This window comes from Pseudoalteromonas sp. 5Ae-yellow (assembly GCF_014077565.1).
Classification (GTDB): Bacteria; Pseudomonadota; Gammaproteobacteria; order Enterobacterales; family Alteromonadaceae; genus Pseudoalteromonas.
In genome coordinates, this window is record NZ_JACGWD010000053.1 from 1 (window position 1) to 17,596 (window position 17,596).

At 40.0% G+C, this 17,596-nt stretch carries 12 protein-coding genes; 4 read left to right on the forward strand and 8 right to left on the reverse strand.

The features are described 5' to 3' along the window. Positions 1–452: 452 nt before the first annotated feature. Complete coding sequence (gene polA / locus H4J63_RS14090) at positions 453–3,188, reverse strand: DNA polymerase I (RefSeq protein ID WP_182197185.1); 2,736 nt, start codon at positions 3,186–3,188, stop codon at positions 453–455. Between the two features lie 524 nt (positions 3,189–3,712). Here polA and elbB point away from each other — a divergent pair. The 3 genes from elbB (at position 3,713) to H4J63_RS14105 (ending at position 7,718) form a co-directional block, all read left to right on the forward strand. Continuing rightward, positions 3,713–4,360 carry an isoprenoid biosynthesis glyoxalase ElbB gene (gene elbB / locus H4J63_RS14095; protein WP_024605302.1) on the forward strand — a complete coding sequence of 216 codons (648 nt, stop codon included), beginning with the start codon at positions 3,713–3,715 and terminating at the stop codon, positions 4,358–4,360. Between the two features lie 233 nt (positions 4,361–4,593). Beyond that, on the forward strand, positions 4,594–4,989 hold the full coding sequence (locus H4J63_RS14100) for a cytochrome c5 family protein (protein ID WP_002959908.1): 396 nt from the start codon (positions 4,594–4,596) through the stop codon (positions 4,987–4,989). Positions 4,990–5,153: 164 nt separating this feature from the next. Further along, entirely contained in the window at positions 5,154–7,718 is a 2,565-nt protein-coding gene (locus tag H4J63_RS14105) for a diguanylate cyclase domain-containing protein (RefSeq protein ID WP_182197186.1), read from the forward strand. A 15-nt stretch (positions 7,719–7,733) separates the two neighbouring features. Here H4J63_RS14105 and rep read toward each other — a convergent pair whose 3' ends face one another. Then, positions 7,734–9,752: a DNA helicase Rep gene (rep, locus tag H4J63_RS14110; protein WP_024605304.1), complete on the reverse strand. Its 2,019-nt coding sequence runs from the start codon at positions 9,750–9,752 to the stop codon at positions 7,734–7,736. 161 nt (positions 9,753–9,913) lie between these two features. On the opposite strand from rep, the gene ubiK reads away from it, so the two are divergent. Next, on the forward strand, positions 9,914–10,177 hold the full coding sequence (gene ubiK / locus H4J63_RS14115) for a ubiquinone biosynthesis accessory factor UbiK (RefSeq protein WP_002959905.1): 264 nt from the start codon (positions 9,914–9,916) through the stop codon (positions 10,175–10,177). A gap of 217 nt (positions 10,178–10,394) precedes the next feature. On the opposite strand, the gene H4J63_RS14120 is transcribed toward ubiK, so the two are convergent. From H4J63_RS14120 to ilvD, 6 genes are all read right to left on the reverse strand, one after another. Beyond that, positions 10,395–11,039, reverse strand: a complete 645-nt coding sequence (locus H4J63_RS14120; RefSeq protein WP_182197188.1) for an NAD(P)H-binding protein — start codon at positions 11,037–11,039, stop codon at positions 10,395–10,397. A gap of 4 nt (positions 11,040–11,043) precedes the next feature. Continuing rightward, positions 11,044–11,706, reverse strand: a complete 663-nt coding sequence (gene can, locus H4J63_RS14125) for a carbonate dehydratase (RefSeq protein WP_007582103.1) — start codon at positions 11,704–11,706, stop codon at positions 11,044–11,046. Between the two features lie 30 nt (positions 11,707–11,736). Beyond that, positions 11,737–12,912, reverse strand: a complete 1,176-nt coding sequence (locus H4J63_RS14130; RefSeq protein WP_182197190.1) for a methyltransferase — start codon at positions 12,910–12,912, stop codon at positions 11,737–11,739. Between the two features lie 60 nt (positions 12,913–12,972). Continuing rightward, on the reverse strand, positions 12,973–14,007 hold the full coding sequence (locus tag H4J63_RS14135) for an ABC transporter substrate-binding protein (protein ID WP_182197192.1): 1,035 nt from the start codon (positions 14,005–14,007) through the stop codon (positions 12,973–12,975). A 97-nt stretch (positions 14,008–14,104) separates the two neighbouring features. Beyond that, on the reverse strand, positions 14,105–15,658 hold the full coding sequence (gene ilvA, locus H4J63_RS14140; RefSeq protein ID WP_039485942.1) for a threonine ammonia-lyase, biosynthetic: 1,554 nt from the start codon (positions 15,656–15,658) through the stop codon (positions 14,105–14,107). Between the two features lie 2 nt (positions 15,659–15,660). Beyond that, positions 15,661–17,517 (reverse strand): dihydroxy-acid dehydratase, encoded by a 1,857-nt coding sequence (ilvD, locus tag H4J63_RS14145; RefSeq protein WP_024596945.1) that lies wholly within the window; start codon positions 17,515–17,517, stop codon positions 15,661–15,663. Positions 17,518–17,596: the final 79 nt, after the last annotated feature.

Here is a 17,596-nt window from a genome sequence, read left to right on the forward strand (position 1 = left end):
GCTTCCTTCAGACCCCACCGTTGGCCAGTGACGCCCTTGCCATTCAGATTATCTTCCCCTTAGTCAGGGTAATAAGGCATCTTTCAGCCTATCGGGTTTGCCAGCTTCGCTGGGCAAACAAAAAACGGCCCACCAAACAAGTTGGTAGGCCGGTATAGCAAACTGGGGAGAAGCTATCAATTTGTTGCACCCTTTCAGATGCATCATCAACAGGATGTCCTACAGGATAGGACAGGCGGGACTTTAACAAAAGCACGCATTAAAATACAATCATATTCCTGTAAAACAGCTAGAATTGACGAACATATAACTATTTAATACAAATAGTTGCTTAAATTAACCTTATTTTAACTAAAGCTTGCATATAGCTAATTAAATCGCTGTTATTCGCCATTTTTATTAAACATAAAAAAAGCGCCAAAAGGCGCTTTAATTAAAATGCTCAAATTGCATTAGTGGGCTTGTTCCCAGTTGTCACCTTCGTCGGCTTCAACAATAAGCGGCACATCAAGCGCTGCAGCTTGCGACATCAGCTCACAAATATGTTTTGTATATTCTGGTGCGCAGTCTGTTTTAATTTCAAATACCAATTCATCGTGTACTTGCATAAGTAACTTAATCGTATTTGGCGCTTGTTCGTGTACCCAGCGGTTAACGCTCAGCATTGCCTTTTTAATAATATCAGCAGCAGTACCTTGCATTGGCGCATTAATAGCAGCACGTTCAGCTCCTTTTCTGCGCGCCCCATTACGTGCGTTTATTTCTGGCAAATGTAGGCGACGACCAAATATTGTTTCAACATAGCCATTTTCAGCTGCTTTTTCACGTGTTGTTTCCATGTACTCTAATACACCAGGAAAACGCTCAAAGTACTTATCTATGTAATGCTGCGCTTCATGGCGTGGCACATCTAGTTGACGTGCTAAACCAAATGCAGACATACCGTAAATTAAGCCAAAGTTTACTGCTTTCGCCTTGCGGCGCATATCGGTAGTTACATCATCAAGCTCTACACCAAATACTTCAGCGGCAGTTGCACTGTGTACATCTAAGCCGTTAGCAAATGCATTTAATAAACCTTTGTCTTGTGAAAGATGCGCCATAATACGCAGCTCAATTTGGCTGTAATCGGCAGCGACAATTTTGTAACCATCGGCAGCTATAAACGCTTCACGAATTCGACGCCCTTCTTCTGAACGAATAGGAATATTTTGTAAATTAGGATCGGTTGAACTCAAGCGCCCCGTTGCTGTAATTGCCTGATGATAAGATGTATGTACACGCTGGGTTTTCTCATTCACCATTAATGGTAATTTATCGGTGTAAGTTGATTTAAGCTTTGATAAACCACGATGCTCTATAATTACTTTAGGTAGTGGATAATCATGAGCAAGCTCTTGCAATACTTCTTCTGCGGTAGAAGGTGCACCTTTAGGTGTTTTTTTGATAATAGGCAGGCCAAGCTTTTCAAACAACAATACTTGTAGTTGCTTAGGAGAGCTTAAATTAAATGGTTCGCCTGCTATTTCAAATGCTTCTTTTTCAAGCTCAATTAAACGCTCGCCTAATCGTTGGCTGTGTGCTGCAAGCATATTGCTATCTATTGCAACACCGGTTCGTTCAATATCAGAAATCACACTAACAAGTGGCATTTCTATATCTTCGAATACAGATTTTAGCTTTTCATCAGCCACTATTTTTGGCCAAAGCACTTTATGGAGGCGCAAAGTAATATCGGCGTCTTCTGCAGCATAAGGCGCAGCTTTTTCAAGTTCAATTTGGTTGAAGGTAAGTTGCTTTTTACCTTTGCCAGCAATATCTTCAAAGCTAATATTTTTATGACCTAGATATTTAAGTGCTAGCGAGTCCATATCGTGGCGTGTACCCACACTATTAAATACGTATGACTCAAGCATGGTGTCAAACTTAATACCGTTTAGCGCAAAACCTGCATTCGCTAATACACTTTTGTCGTATTTAAGGTTTTGCCCTACTTTAGCTTTGTTTTCATCGGCCAAAATTGGACCTAGCTTTTGCATTACAAATTCCAGACTTAATTGCTCAGGCGCACCCGGGTAGTCATGCGCTAGAGGTAAATACACAGCTTCACCCGCTTTTACGGCAAAACTCATACCCACTAATTGCGCTTTCATATAATCAAGGCTGGTAGTTTCTGTATCAAATGCAAATAACTCGGCACTATTTAATTGCTCTATTAACGTATCAAATTGCGCTTGCGTTAAAATAGTTTCGTAATGAGCGTCTTCTACTTTTGGTAATTCAGTGGCTTCGGTAGGTACAGCTAAATGTGTTTCTGCATCTTTGGGGTTATCTAGTAACTCAGCTAACCAACGACGAAATTCGCACTCACCATATAGTGCAATTAATTCGTCTTTATTTGGCTCTTGTAGTTTGAACGTATCAAGATCTGATTCAACTTCAACATCGCACTTAATTGTTGCAAGCTCGTAGCTTAAAGGCAGATGATCGAGAGCTGCAGCTAACTTTTCACCTATTTTACCCTTAATCTCACTTGCGTGATCCATTACACCTTGCAACGAGCCATATTTCTCTAACCACTTAACGGCCGTTTTTGGACCACAGCCTTCAACACCTGGGATATTATCGACCTTATCGCCCATTAGTGCCAAGTAATCGATAATAAGTTCGGGGCCTACACCAAACTTTTCAACTACGGTAACAGGGTCTGAAATACTGTCGGTCATCGTGTTTATTAATGTAACGTGTTCATTTACAAGTTGCGCCATATCTTTATCGCCAGTGGAGACAAGGACATGCCGTTTTTGCTCAGTTGCAATGCGTGCAAATGTGCCAATAACATCATCAGCTTCAACGCCTTCGATACTAATTAGCGGAAAACCCATCGCTTTGATAATGCTATGTATTGGTGCTATTTGCGTACGTAAGTCATCCGGCATCGGCGGGCGATTTGCCTTATATTCGCTATACATATCGTTACGGAACGTTTTGCCTTTAGCATCAAATATAACCACCATATGTGAGGGATCATATTGTCTGATCAAGCTTTTAAGCATGTTGATCACGCCGTAAATAGCGCCCGTAGCCTCACCTTTAGAATTAGTTAAATGCGGCGGAGAATGATAAGCACGAAATAAATATGACGAGCCATCAACTAAAATAAGTGGGTTTTCGGGGATCTGAGCCATGGTGAATTTGGATCCTAAATGCAAAAAATTAAGGTAATTATAAGCATGCCATAAGGTAGTAAATAAAACGACTGTGAATTACTGTTTATCGTGTTATTAAAACTAGAGCAAGCTGTGGATAAGTGTGTAGATAACAGCCACGAGCTATTCTTCCAAAGCATTAAAAAATGCCTAGAAAATACTTTAACTGTATGTTTTAATTTAAAAAAGATAATACGAGGTTCTTTTTTTATTATTTTAAACCAATGTGGAAAAAGGTTTTCTAACGACTGCTTCTGTTGTTATTCACTTTGATTATTCGCGTCCATTTAAATAACCGGAGGAGTATTCTAGCACAATGGATCGAAGATCATAGCGATCCTTTATAATTTTTTTAAAGGCAAAGTGATCGCAAATGGCATAAACCGCAAAACGACTTGCACTGCGAATGATTTTTGTACTAAAAATTTATTTTCGCGAGAAATTTTGAGCATGTTAAACTCCATCCGATCGACTTATAAAAAAGACTTTAGGGGCACAAAAGCATGAAAAACGTAGCAGTAATATTAGCAGGGTCTGGTGTGTACGATGGTAGTGAAATTAATGAAGCAATTTTAACTTTATTACATATAGCCAAAAATGGCGCAACGTATCAGTGTTTTGCACCAGATATTGAACAACTTCATACCATTAACCATTTAACAGGTGAAGTAATGCCTGATAAACGCAATGTATTAACAGAAGCTGCTCGCATTGCACGAGGTGACATTAAATCACTGATTAAACTAGACGTGACTCAGTTTGACGCATTAATTGTACCTGGCGGTTTCGGTGCTGCAAAAAACTTATGCGATTTTGCAATTAAAGGCGCAAAAGCAAATATCAATCAGGACGTCCTTAATGCTTGTAAATCATTTGCAAAAGCGAATAAGCCTGCAGGTTATATGTGTATCGCACCCACATTGATCCCATTTATTTACGATAACGCCGCACTTACTATTGGTAATGATGTAGAGACAGCACAAGCGCTAAGCACATTAGGCGCTAAACATATAGATTGTGCGGTTGACGGTGTAGTTATCGATGAACCAAATAAGTTAGTTACCACCCCTGCTTACATGTTGGCAGAATCGATTCTTGAAGCCGACGCAGGGATCGCAAAACTAGTTAGTAGCGTATTATCAATAAATTGATTTTGATCTTAGGATCTAAAAAGTTAATTGAATGACTGATTGCGCTTATTAAATTGCTTAACAAAAAACAGTAAATAATTAAATTTTATTGCGTTAACGCAAAAAGTAGTCAGTTTTATTAATAAAAACGGCTCTTAGCATTTTATAAATTGGCTCAGAGAGTTATAATCGGTTTAATTTCCGTCATCTTTAATCGTGATTGATCACGTTCAAATCGAAGTGAGCAAGGCAAAATGAAAAAATTAACAGCTGCAGCATTATTATTGCTAGCAACCACTGCATACGCACAGCCATATGATAACTCTATGACTGAAGATGCAATTAAAGCACGTCTCGCGCCGGTTGGTGCTGTATACCTTGAAGGCGATAAAGCTGCAGTTGCAGCGGCGCCTACAGGTCCTCGTTCTGGTGAGCAAGTATATCAAGGTGCATGTTTTGCATGTCACGGCACTGGTGCACTAGGCGCGCCTAAATCGGCTGACGATTGGGCTCCACGTATTGCTAAAGGTAAAGACACTTTACTTGAGCATGCACTAAATGGCTTTAATGCTATGCCTCCAAAAGGCACGTGTATGGATTGTTCTGATGATGAGATTAGCGCTGCTATCGACTTTATGACATCTAAATAAGCTCGATTGAAATATACAAAAAAGGTTTACTTCTGTAAGCCTTTTTTAATGCCTAAAATAGTGTGTCTAGCTACTGCTTTAGTAGGAATATCAACTTGACGATAAGCACTAAAAGTGAAAGTATAAGGCTAATAACTATACAATAAAAATAGCCGGTTAGATCATTGGAAGATAAACTATCAGTATCGAGTAAATTGGCGTATCAAAATAAACGCCTTAAAGCGCTTCTCGAAAAATACAAACAATCACATCATTTACAAAATGCCCTGATCCAATTATCAGAGCAGGCAAGTACTGTGGCCGAGCTAACCCTGCTATACCCTGCCATCCATGACATTTTACAAAAGTACGTACCTAGTAAAAGTTTTTATGTGGTGCTGCTAAATCAATACAGCCAATCACTAGAACTTTCTTACTTTTCAGATGAAAAAGATGGTATTGCCGTCGCCCTTAACCAATCAAATAGCTTTGATGAAGGCGCCACGGGTTATGTATTTAAACAGGGTAAAACCACATGCTTTACCAAGCAGCAAATGCAAGATGCTGCAGCAGAAGGTTTATTTAAAGCATTAGGCACTCCTGCCGAACACTGGGTAGGCGTACCAGTTTACCAAGAACATAATATTATCGGTGTTTTAGCAGCGCAAAGTTACGATACAAAACAAGGCTATAGCTCACAGCAAATACAATTACTTGAGTTTATGTCGCTTTATTTGGCAACAGCAATAGAGCGTGTAAAAAAACGAGAGCTTCTTGAGTCAGAAGTTAAAATTCGCACCCGCGCACTCACTCAAAGTAACGATGCACTAAACCTTGAAATAGAGCAGCGTAAACGCGCACTTCAACGCCAACAAATTCTATTTAAAATATCTGAAATAGCAACGCAAGCTAAAAACCTTGATGACGCTTATTTTAAGATACACGAAATAATAAAAACAATTACCTACGCAGAAAACTTATATATTGCGCTTTATGATAGAGAAACAGGGTGGATTAGTTTTCCTTATTGCGTAGATGAATTTAAAGAAAATACACAGCCAAGACGCTTTGCTAAAGGTTATAGCGAACTGGTAATAAGCACCGAAGAAACACAACTAATACACACATGTAGAGCAAAAGAATTAATAGTAAGCGGTGTGGTACAACGTTCAGCACCTGTACCAAAAGAGCAAATGGCCACTAGCTGGTTAGGCGCTCCACTTAAAACAGCTCAAGGTGTTATTGGTCTTCTTGTTTGCCAAGCCTACGATAACAAACATATATTCAGCCGAGATGATTGCGAGTTAATTACCTTTGTATCGCATCAAATTGCAGCTGTTTTACAAACAAAGCTCGTCAATCAAGCAATTGCAAAAAGCCATCAAGAACTCGAATTTAGAGTAAACGAAAAAACCAAAGAATTGCGTCAAACTAATCTGCACTTACAAATGCAAATAGATGAGCGAAAAAAAATAGAGCAGCAGCTTTATCATGATGCACATCACGATTCACTTACGAGCTTGCCTAATCGTAGTCTATTTTTAACTCAGCTCGAAAAAACGCTACAACATTATCAACGTTTTCCTGAGCACCACTTTGCTGTTTTGTTTATCGATTTAGATAAATTTAAAGATATTAACGATCAGCTTGGCCACCATGCAGGCGATCAATTTTTAATTAACGTAAGTGAGTTATTTGCCCAATGTATACGCGAGCATGATTTACTAGCACGCTTAGGCGGAGATGAATTTGTTATTTTATTAACCCATTTAACTGAGCCTCAACAAGCAGAAGATGTTGCAAATCGTATTATAGATTTAATGAAAAAACCCTTTTATCTCAAAGGTGAGTCTTTACAAAGTGGTGCAAGTATAGGGATAACCTACTCAAAGAAAAGCTATACGCATACAGATGAAATTATTCGTGATGCCGATGCTGCCATGTATCACGCTAAAAACTCAGGAAAAAACCGTTACGAGTTATTTCATCCGCTATTAACGCAATCAATACCTGCGCAGACTCTAAAAGCACAACATCACCTTGATATATTACCTATGAGTTTTAGAAGCTCAGAAATAATTACGCTTGATGAGCAACAACAGTCTGAATCTTTATTTGAAGCATTTGGTGAACACCCAATACTTGGCTTTACTAGCTTTGATATTTTGAAAAAGTTTGCATCAGATAAAGAGCAGCATCTGCAAGTAGAGTTACAACTATTACAACGCGCCTATGCACAAGCAATTACTGCAAATGTAGCTATGGCATTGGTTCCTTGCTCTGGTTTGCTACTTGAGGAACACGAATTTGTTTTATTTACAGATACGCTAAATAAACAACAAGGACAAAGCCAACTCTGTTTATTATTTGATGAACAAGAAATTCGCCACGCATGTGCAACGCAAATAAAAAACCTCAAAACGCTATCACAACTTGGTTATTCAATTGGTTTAAACAATTTTGCTAAAGACAGGTGCGAACTTAATTTACTAACCGATATTAATTTTGATTATTTACTACTTAGCTCGACCTTTAGTAAACGTGTTTTACAACAAGAAAGTTACGATTTTCAGCTACAGGGCGTGCTTGCAATTACAAAGCTCAAAGCAATGAAGGTCATTGCTAAAGGCCCATCAATACTTAATTTTAGAGCTTTACTAGACAAGCACGGTTTGGCATTTTTTGTGGGAAAACAACACGCTCTAGTATGCTCTGAGTTACCTGAAGTGCAAGCAACCCAGTCTTTATAAAGTTAGCCTGAGGTATTACTCAGGCTTTTTAAACATCGCTCGTAAGTTAGCGACTCTTGCTTGGCCTTTTTCCATGCGCTCTGCTTGGGTATTTGGCGCCTTTTTGTTTTCGAACGCGAGATCGTCCTGCGGTAACTCTTGTACAAATCGGCTTAATTCAGTTTGTGAGGTTTCACCAAATTGACGACGTATCTTTGCATAAGTAAGTGTTAACTCCTGCTGCGCACGAGTAATACCAACATAAGCTAAGCGACGTTCTTCATCTACGTTGTCCTCATCAATACTTACCTGATGCGGAAGTAAACCCTCTTCCATACCCACCATAAATACGTACGGGTACTCTAAGCCCTTTGATGCATGTAGTGTTGATAAGTGCACTGCATCGGTTTCATCTTCTTCTTCGTTACGCTCAAGCATATCGCGAAGGGTTAGCTTGCTAACAACCTCGGCTAATGTCATTGGTTCGTTGTCGGCATCACCGGTCAACATATCTGTTATCCAACGATACAGCTCTGATACGTTTTTCATACGCATTTCAGCCGCTTTTGCACTCGGTGATGACTCGTACAAATATGCCTCGTAATTAATATTACGCACTAAGTCTTTAACAGCTTCGAGCGTATCACCGCGTACTGCGTTATCAGATAGCTCAACAACCCAGCGTGCAAATCCAGCAAGCGCATTAAAGCCACGCCCTTTTAGCCTGTAGCCTAAATCGTTATCAAAACAGGTAGCAAATAAGCTCGCGTGCTTTTCATTAGCAAGCGTACCAAGCTTTTCAAGGGTAACCGTACCTATTTCGCGTCGCGGTGTATTTACGATACGTAAAAAAGCATTGTCATCATCTTGATTAACTAGCAAACGTAAATACGCCATAATATCTTTAATTTCTGAGCGAGCGAAAAACGACATACCGCCACTAATTTTATAAGGGATACGGTTACTCATTAGTGATTTTTCAAAGCCACGTGCTTGATGATTACCACGATATAAAATCGCGTAATCTTTATAGCTGGTTCGCTTCATAAACTTATGTGAAATTATTTCAGCAACCACACGCTCAGATTCATGCTCTTCATCGCGGCACCCTATTACTTTAATCGGCTCACCATAACCTAGTTCACTAAATAACTTTTTCTCTATGTCATGTGGGTTATTCGCAATTAAAATGTTAGCCGCTTTTAGTATTCGCCCTGCACTTCGATAGTTTTGCTCAAGTTTTATAAGTCTAAGCCCTGGGTAGTCTTTACCTAATAACACTAAGTTTTGCGGGCGAGCACCACGCCATGAGTAAATTGATTGATCGTCATCACCTACAACAGTAAAACGGGCACGCTCGCCTACTAGCAATTTAACAAGTTGATATTGGCTTGTATTGGTATCTTGATACTCATCCACCAGCAAGTATTTAAAGCGTTGCTGCCAGCGCTCACGAGATGTGGCGTTATTAGTAAGTAACAAAGTAGGGATCATAATTAAATCATCAAAATCCAGTGCGTTATAAGCACGTAGCTGATTTTGGTAGCGAGCATACAGCTGTGCAAACAATGCCTTTTGCGCATCACGCGCTTCGCGTATTGCTTGCTCTGGCAGTACTAATTCGTTTTTCCAACTACCAATTTCCATTTTAAGTAGTTTGAGTAAGTCCTTGTCTTTTTTTAGCTCATCTTCGGTGAGTTCACTAAGAAGCTGATTGGTATCTTGATCATCAAATAACGAAAAGCCGGGTTTAAACCCTAATGTGCTTAACTCTTTTTTTATTATTTCTAAACCGAGTGTATGAAACGTCGATACCCACAAACCTTTGGCGTCTTGTTTACCAAGTGTTTGCAGTACTCGTTCACGCATTTCTTTGGCTGCTTTATTGGTAAAAGTAACAGCGGCTATATTTCGCGCTTTGTACTCACATTTTTTCACTAAATAAGCGATTTTATTCGTAATAACACGGGTTTTACCAGAGCCTGCGCCTGCGAGTACTAAGCATGGACCACTAATATATTTTACGGCTTCATCTTGTTTAGGATTGAGTTTCATAACGACCAAAGAAATTTAAAAGACGCGCAATTTTAACGTAACCATTACAGCGAGCATAGCAATTGCCTTAATTAATTAAGGTAAAGATGATCATGTGTTAAATACCGTGGGTATAAGGTAATATTAGTTATTATCATTTAGGCAATGCCGAAGGGACAAATATGATCAACCCAGCAAAACTTGAAGAAATTGCTAAGCAAATTACTAGCAATATGCCACAAGGTGTAAAAAACCTAGCAGACACACTCGAAGGTAAAACAAAGCAAGTTCTACAAAACAAGCTTGCTGAGATGGACTTTGTGAGCCGTGAAGAATTTGATGTGCAAAGCCAAGTACTTATTCGTACTCGCGAAAAGTTAACCGAACTTGAAGCTAAAGTTTCATTGCTTGAGCAACAACTTAGCGCTAAAACTGACGCTGAATAATTATACCAATTGCATTAAATTAGTGTTCTATTATAGCGATAAGAAAATAGCTCAATAACAAGGCTAAAATTATGGTACATAGTTGTTCTATATAAATAATTTTTAACGTAGTTCGTGAGTTATCTAATACACTAGAATGATAATTTTTTTAATAAAATTGGTATTAATTTAGTGTACAAAAAAGGCAGCTTAGGCTGCCTTTTGCGTTTTACTCAGTTTATTCAAATAGCTCATCTAGCACATAATAAAATAACTTAGTCTGTTGCTCTAAACTCACACTCAGCATTTTTTGCGCAACTTGCTCGCCAGTTATTGGTTTGTAACGCTTTAAAAACGGAAGTCGTGTAATAACATGAAAAATAATACTGCCTATCTTTTCTGCCACTCTAAATTGCTCACGATCACCTAATAATAAAGATGGTTGTAAAATACTTATTTTATCAAAAGGGAGTGCTTTAATATGTTGCTCAAGCTCACCCTTCATTTTCAAATAAGCACTATTACTGTGCGTGTTCGCCCCGCTTGATGACACTAAGCAGTAATGCGTAACACCATTACATGCCGCTAACTGCGCCGCTATAAACTGATAATCAAAATCTACTTTACGCTGAGCTTGTGTAGAGCCCGCCCGTTTACGGGTTGTGCCCAAACACGAAAACAATACGTCACCTTTAAAAAGCTCAACGTATTGAGTTAATTTTTCAAAATCAATAACGTGATTAACTAGCTTTGCGTGTGTAATAGGCAAAGCCCGACGACTTAACGTAACCACTTTGGTATAACGATCGCTCTTAAGTAGCTTATGTAGCAACTCATTACCGACCAAACCTGTAGCACCTATTAATATCGCCGTTTTAGTCATAAATTTATTTATTTTCGCCCACTTTATTAAGTACGTGCTGCACTGCTTTTTTGTAGCTTTGCGTTTCTTCACTCGCGCACGTTACTACAGATTCTAAATCATGAAGATGGCCGTTTTCTAAACCATAAACCCAACCATGAACGCTTAGCTCTTGGCCGCGCTCCCACGCATCTTGCACAATGTTAGTACGGCATACATTACGTACTTGCTCAATTACATTTAGCTCAATAAGGCGGCTTAAACGTTCGCTTTCTGGCATTGCATCAAGTTGTTCAAGATGCTTTTCTTTTACATCCCCTACATGGCGTAGCCAATTATCAATAAAGCCAAATTTTGCATTGTTTAAAACGGCTTGTACGCCACCACAGCCATAGTGACCTACTACCATAATATGTTTTACTTTTAAAACCTCTACAGCGTACTGCATAACCGACAAACAGTTATGGTCAGTGTGTACAACCACGTTAGCAACGTTACGATGCACAAATAATTCGCCTGGTAATAAATCAACTATTTGATTAGCAGGTACACGAGAGTCTGAACAACCAATCCATAAATACTCTGGATTTTGTTGCATAGATAAAATTTTAAAAAACTCAGGATCAGCTTCGCTTGTACGTGCAGCCCAACGTTTATTGTTATCGAATAAATTTTTTAACTTTCTCATTGCATCTCTTATTAAGTCGAGGACGGAAATTTAATGGATATTAGCAAGAATCAAAATATTACGAGGCGTTAACTGCTTTTCACAAAACGTTTTAACGCTTACTTGATAGCCTTGCTGTTGCAAATATAAAGCACGATCGAGCACAAGCCAAACTTCAATTGCCCTTCTGAACACATGTCGAACCAGTTCAACTCGGTCAGTTATTTTTTTTCGAGCAACACCAATATCTAAATATTTATTATAATCAGTATCTTGAGGTAGGTTTATTGCCTTTTTATCTGCAGCCCACGCACAAAATGATTTAAACGAATCTGAGAATATAGCTTTGTTAACCGAAGGTACGCTTACATAATATTGCTCTCCAGTAATCGATTTTCTAAGTGCATCAAAACCAAGTCGCCATTCTAGCTCTGTTTTACGTACTTTTTCCAGACGAGAAGGCGCTGTTACGGTTTCTTGTAATGCGAGCTTTAAATCGCGATGCGTTAGGTTAAGCTCACTTTTATTTGCAACCTCACTCATTACACGGTACTCATTAGCCGTAAATAAATGATAGCAACAAGGTGAAAAGCTAATTTGCTGTACTTTCGCTAAACTTGCTTGACGCATAAATGCTTGGTGCAAACCACCACATGCGTGTAGCGCTACGGCATGCATATCAGCATTAAAAAATTGAGTGATATCCTCTTTTAATACATCAGCTTGGCTAAAGTGCATTGCCAAGCCTTGTTGCTGTGCACTTTTTTGTCCTTGCTCGCATAAGCTTTGTTGCAGTTCAATACTATGCACATTATTGGCACCATTAAACGCAAGCATTCGCCCTAAGTGTCCTTTACCCGCACACCACTCTAAAACTGGTTGCTTAGTATTAGGTAGTGCAGATACAAAATCTTGTAACTGATCAAACTTACGACCTTTAATGCCGTTACTTATCCAAAACGGATAATCAGATCGAGAGTGTGCAGAGCTAGGTAAATCACATAGCTTAGCAAGTTCATCAAGTTGGTTTATGTGTTGGCTAAAAAATTGGTATAGCTGATTTTGATCATTATCAAGAACGGTTACCTGATCATCAGTTAGTTCGTTAAGTATGCCTTGCAGCTCTGGCCAAGGAATAGTGTCAAAATCAAATGCGGTGCACTGCCAATACTGACGATGGCGCATTAAAAGTGAATCAAGTGCAAAAAATTGCTCAGCTAAAGTCATAACAGCTTAAAAAATAAAAAAGACAATTAATTATATCAGTTTCGTGAATTTCCTAAGCAGTTATTTTTGGCTAAAAATCAGCCGTAAATACAAAGGTATTGAAATAATACTCACCAAAATAGCTGCTATAAGCATCCATGATAATTGCATCTTTTCAGGCTCTTGGTATTTATAAATAAAGTGAGATTTCACTTCGTCAAATTCGTTTTGCTGTATGCCATATAAGTCAGCAATTAAACGCCACTTTGCTATCGACATATGCCCTAAACTGGTAGTGGGTGGGGTTATATAACTTTTTAGTACTTCAGCCTCAAAGGCGAGCTGATGAAAGCTCTTACTCGGTGCATAGTTTTGCTGAGTGACTGCAATGGCTTCGTCCATATTCATCATTGCATAGCGCCAACCTTTTAGGCTCGCTTGGTAGAATTTTTCGACCGTTTGTGGATTTTGCTTAAGCATGTTTTCGCTGGTAAATAAAATGTCGCTATATACGTCCATACCATAACGCTGTGGGCAAACAAGCCGATGAGCTACGCCTTGTTGAGTCATATAATAAGGCTCTGTAGTAACATACACTTGCATAGCATCTAGCTTGTTTTCAATCCAAGCCTGATTAAAATTTTCGCCATTGTAAACTTTGAGTTTATCTACATCAACGCCACTGCGTTTAAGCATAATAAGTAGCTCGGTGCCGTCATTTTTGCTCACCGCAGTGATGCGTTTATTAACAAAGTCACGTGGATGAAAAATATCAGACGTGTCTTTAACCATCCAGCAGTAAGGTGAAAATTGCAATAAGGCAGCCATAGCAACAAGAGGTTGTCCATTAATACGTTGCTGTAAAATACCAGAGTGCCCAACTCCAAATTGTGCTTCGCCACTGGCGACAGGAGCAAAGGTATCAGGTTTCATTGGATTAGCTTGCTTAATGGTTACATCAAGGCCCGCTTCATTATAAAAGCCTTTTTGCTTTGCCATATAGTAGCCAGCAAACTGAAACTGATGTGTCCATTTTAGCTGTAATGTGACTGATTCTTGCGCCGCGATATGGCTACAAAAAAAGCACAATCCAATGATTAATCCTTTAAATAGCAACTAGGTGCCCTCAAAAAGTATGACGATTACCTGTAACTATATGTAAAACGTGCGATAAAGCAAGCACCCTAGTTAGGTGCCTGCCTTTAAAGAAGGACTATACTGAGGCGAGTTTTTCGGCTTTTTCTGCTTGGGGCTTTGATGTTAAAAATTGGCTAAAGCACGGATTTTGTGTTTCATCTTGTACACTGTAACCTAAACGATTTAAGTGCTCGTTAAACATCTCATACTGACTCGGCTCAATAGCAAAACCTGCCAGTACATTCCCCATCGAACCACCGTGATTACGATAATGAAATAAGGTAATGTTCCAATTACTACCTAAAGTATCTAAAAAGCGTGCAAGCGCACCTGGATACTCCGGAAATTCAAAGCGAAGTAAGCGCTCATGTAATTGCTCGGGTGCTTTTCCGCCAACCATATAGCGCACATGTAATTTAGCGAGTTCGTTATCCGACAGATCGCAAAATTGGTAATCATTATTTGTTAAGTCTTGCTTTAGCTCATTAAGCTCTTGCTCGCCTTGGCGCAGGGCAATACCTACAAATATTTGTGCTTCACCAGGTCCTGCATAACGATAGTTAAACTCAGTAATAGCACGGCCACCTAAAGAAGCACAAAACTGTTTAAAGCTGCCTTTTTCTTCTTTAATAGTAACCGCTAATAACGCTTCGTTTTTTTCACCCAGCGCAGTGCGCTCTGCAACATAACGCAGGCGATCAAAGTTTAAATTAGCACCGGATAAAACAGCCGCTAAATGTAATCCTTTTAACCCCGACTGCTGGCTCCACTTTTTAAGCCCTGCCGTTGCAAGTGCACCTGAAGGTTCTGCTATTGCACGGGTAGATACAAAAATATCCTGCATGGCAGCACATATTTCGTCGCTGGTGACGGTTATAACTTCATCACAAAACTTTTGCGCTAAGCGAAATGTTTCAGTGCCAATAATTTTAACCGCTACGCCATCAGCAAAACTACCAACGCGTTCAAGCTCTACCGGTTTGCCTGCTTTAAGTGCCGCTTGTAAACATGCACTTTCGTCGGCTTCTACACCAATTACTTTTATATCTGGACGCAGCGATTTAATATAAACCGCCATCCCAGCAAGTAAACCGCCGCCGCCAACAGGAATAAACACCGCATCAAGCTCGTTTAATTGCTGCATAAGCTCACGCGCTACAGTACCTTGACCAACAATGACGTCTGGGTCATCAAATGGTGGAACAAATATACCGTTTCGTTGCTCTGTAAGCTCAAGCGCATGTGCTTTTGCGGCATCAAAATGATGCCCATGTAGCACAACTTCACCGCCTAGCGCACGTACCGCACTTACTTTTATTTCAGGCGTTGTTACTGGCATTACAATTGTAGCTTGATGCCCTAAGTGAGAAGCACTTAGTGCAACCCCTTGAGCGTGATTACCCGCTGAAGCAGTGATAACCACTGAGCCTTTAGGTAATTTATTTAATTTGTTATACGCACCGCGTAATTTAAATGAATACACGGGCTGTTGGTCTTCACGCTTTAACCAAACATGGTTACCTAATTTAGCACCGAGCTCAGCCATTTCGCTGACCTCGGTAACCTTAGCCAAAGGCTCCATGTTTGCTTGAATAATAGCGCGAAAATAATCGAGCTCTTGAGAGACCATAATTAACTAAGCGCCTCCAATTTAGCTAAGTCACGCACTGCGCCTTTATCAGCACTTGTTGCAAGTAATGCATAAGCCTTTAAAGCAGACGATACATAGCGCTCACGATCAACTGGTTTGTAAGCCAGTTTTCCGCGTGCTAATTGTTTTTGTTTACGTGCTTCAAGCTCTTCATCGCTTAGCGCTAACGTGATTTCTCGTGTTGCGATATCAATAATGATTTTGTCGCCATTTTCAACATAAGCAATTGCACCACCACTTGCCGCCTCTGGTGATACATGACCAATTGATAAACCCGAAGTACCACCCGAAAAGCGACCATCAGTAATAAGTGCACATTTTTCAGCTAGGCCTTTTGATTTCAAGTAGCTAGTTGGATATAGCATTTCTTGCATACCTGGGCCGCCTCTAGGGCCTTCGTAACGAATAACCACGATATCACCGGCTTTTACTTCATCGTTTAAAATACCCTCTACAGAATCATCTTGTGACTCGTACACGACTGCAGTACCTTCAAAATGTAGCATTTCATCAACAACGCCAGCGCTTTTAACAATACAGCCATCAACTGCTAAATTACCCGAAAGTACAGCTAAGCCACCATCTTGACGAAAAGCGTGTTCGACACTTCGGATACACCCATTAACACGGTCATTATCGCCCTCGTCCCAACGACACTCTTGGCTCATTGCTTTAGTGGTACGAATGCCCGCAGGACCAGCACGGTAAAATTTGCGCGCCGCTTCGTTAGTAGGATCTGTTGCATCCCATTTTTTAACGAGCTCAGCCATAGTTGACCCAGCAACATGATTAACTGACATATCAACTAAGCCTGCTTTGCCAAGTTCACGTACGATTGCCATCATGCCGCCTGCGCGGTGCACATCTTCAATGTGATATTCAGGTGTCGCTGGTGCAACTTTACATAAAAATGGTGTTTTACGAGAAAGCGCATCAATGTGCGACATATCAAAATCAACGCCCGCTTCTTGCGCTGCAGCAAGTAAATGCAATACCGTATTTGACGAGCCACCCATTGCAATATCAACAACCATTGCATTCATAAAGGCTGTTTTGTTAGCAATAGCACGTGGCAATACATCTTGATTATCTTTTTGATAATACTCACGACATAAATCAACAATACGAGCCCCCGCTTCAACATAAAGTTGTTTACGGTCTTTATGAGTCGCAAGCGTCGTGCCGTTACCCGGAAGTGCTAAACCAATCGCTTCTAGCAGACAGTTCATTGAGTTTGCAGTAAACATGCCTGAACACGAGCCACATGTTGGACACGCAGAGCGCTCTACTTGCTCTGAATCTGCATCACTTACCGATTCATCAGCGCCTTTAACCATGGCATCTACTAAATCAAGTTTAATATCGATGTTAGCAAGCTTAGTTTTACCTGCTTCCATTGGACCGCCTGATACAAATATTACCGGAATATTTAAGCGTAGTGCTGCAAGCATCATTCCTGGAGTAATTTTGTCACAGTTTGAAATACAAATCATCGCATCAGCACAATGACCATTTACCATATACTCAACCGAGTCAGCAATTAAGTCGCGTGAAGGCAGCGAATAAAGCATGCCGCCGTGACCCATTGCAATACCATCATCAATCGCAATAGTATTAAATTCTTTAGGGACGCCACCGGCTTGTGTAATGGTTTCAGCCATAAGTTCACTTAGCTGATTAAGGTGAACATGCCCTGGTACAAATTGTGTAAACGAGTTAACTACGGCAATAATCGGCTTACCAAAATCGGTGTCGGTCATACCTGTTGCGCGCCATAATGCACGAGCGCCTGCGCGTTTACGCCCTTCAGTTGTTGTTGCACTTCTTAATTTAGCCATAGTTACCTCAGTTTTTGCCGCAAAATAAGCGGGCATTCCTCATTCTAAAATTGGTGAGTAACCGAGTGATTCAGTTACT

Bases quoted from the DNA above. Each gene is read 5' to 3' on its own strand.
- ilvD (WP_024596945.1), bottom strand. From the start codon at position 17,517: ATGGCTAAATTAAGAAGTGCAACAACAACTGAAGGGCGTAAACGCGCA.
- rep (WP_024605304.1), bottom strand. From the start codon at position 9,752: ATGAAACTCAATCCTAAACAAGATGAAGCCGTAAAATATATTAGTGGT.
- can (WP_007582103.1), bottom strand. From the start codon at position 11,706: ATGAGAAAGTTAAAAAATTTATTCGATAACAATAAACGTTGGGCTGCA.
- H4J63_RS14120 (WP_182197188.1), bottom strand. From the start codon at position 11,039: ATGACTAAAACGGCGATATTAATAGGTGCTACAGGTTTGGTCGGTAAT.
- ilvA (WP_039485942.1), bottom strand. From the start codon at position 15,658: ATGGTCTCTCAAGAGCTCGATTATTTTCGCGCTATTATTCAAGCAAAC.
- ubiK (WP_002959905.1), top strand. From the start codon at position 9,914: ATGATCAACCCAGCAAAACTTGAAGAAATTGCTAAGCAAATTACTAGC.
- H4J63_RS14130 (WP_182197190.1), bottom strand. From the start codon at position 12,912: ATGACTTTAGCTGAGCAATTTTTTGCACTTGATTCACTTTTAATGCGC.
- polA (WP_182197185.1), bottom strand. From the start codon at position 3,188: ATGGCTCAGATCCCCGAAAACCCACTTATTTTAGTTGATGGCTCGTCA.
- H4J63_RS14100 (WP_002959908.1), top strand. From the start codon at position 4,594: ATGAAAAAATTAACAGCTGCAGCATTATTATTGCTAGCAACCACTGCA.
- elbB (WP_024605302.1), top strand. From the start codon at position 3,713: ATGAAAAACGTAGCAGTAATATTAGCAGGGTCTGGTGTGTACGATGGT.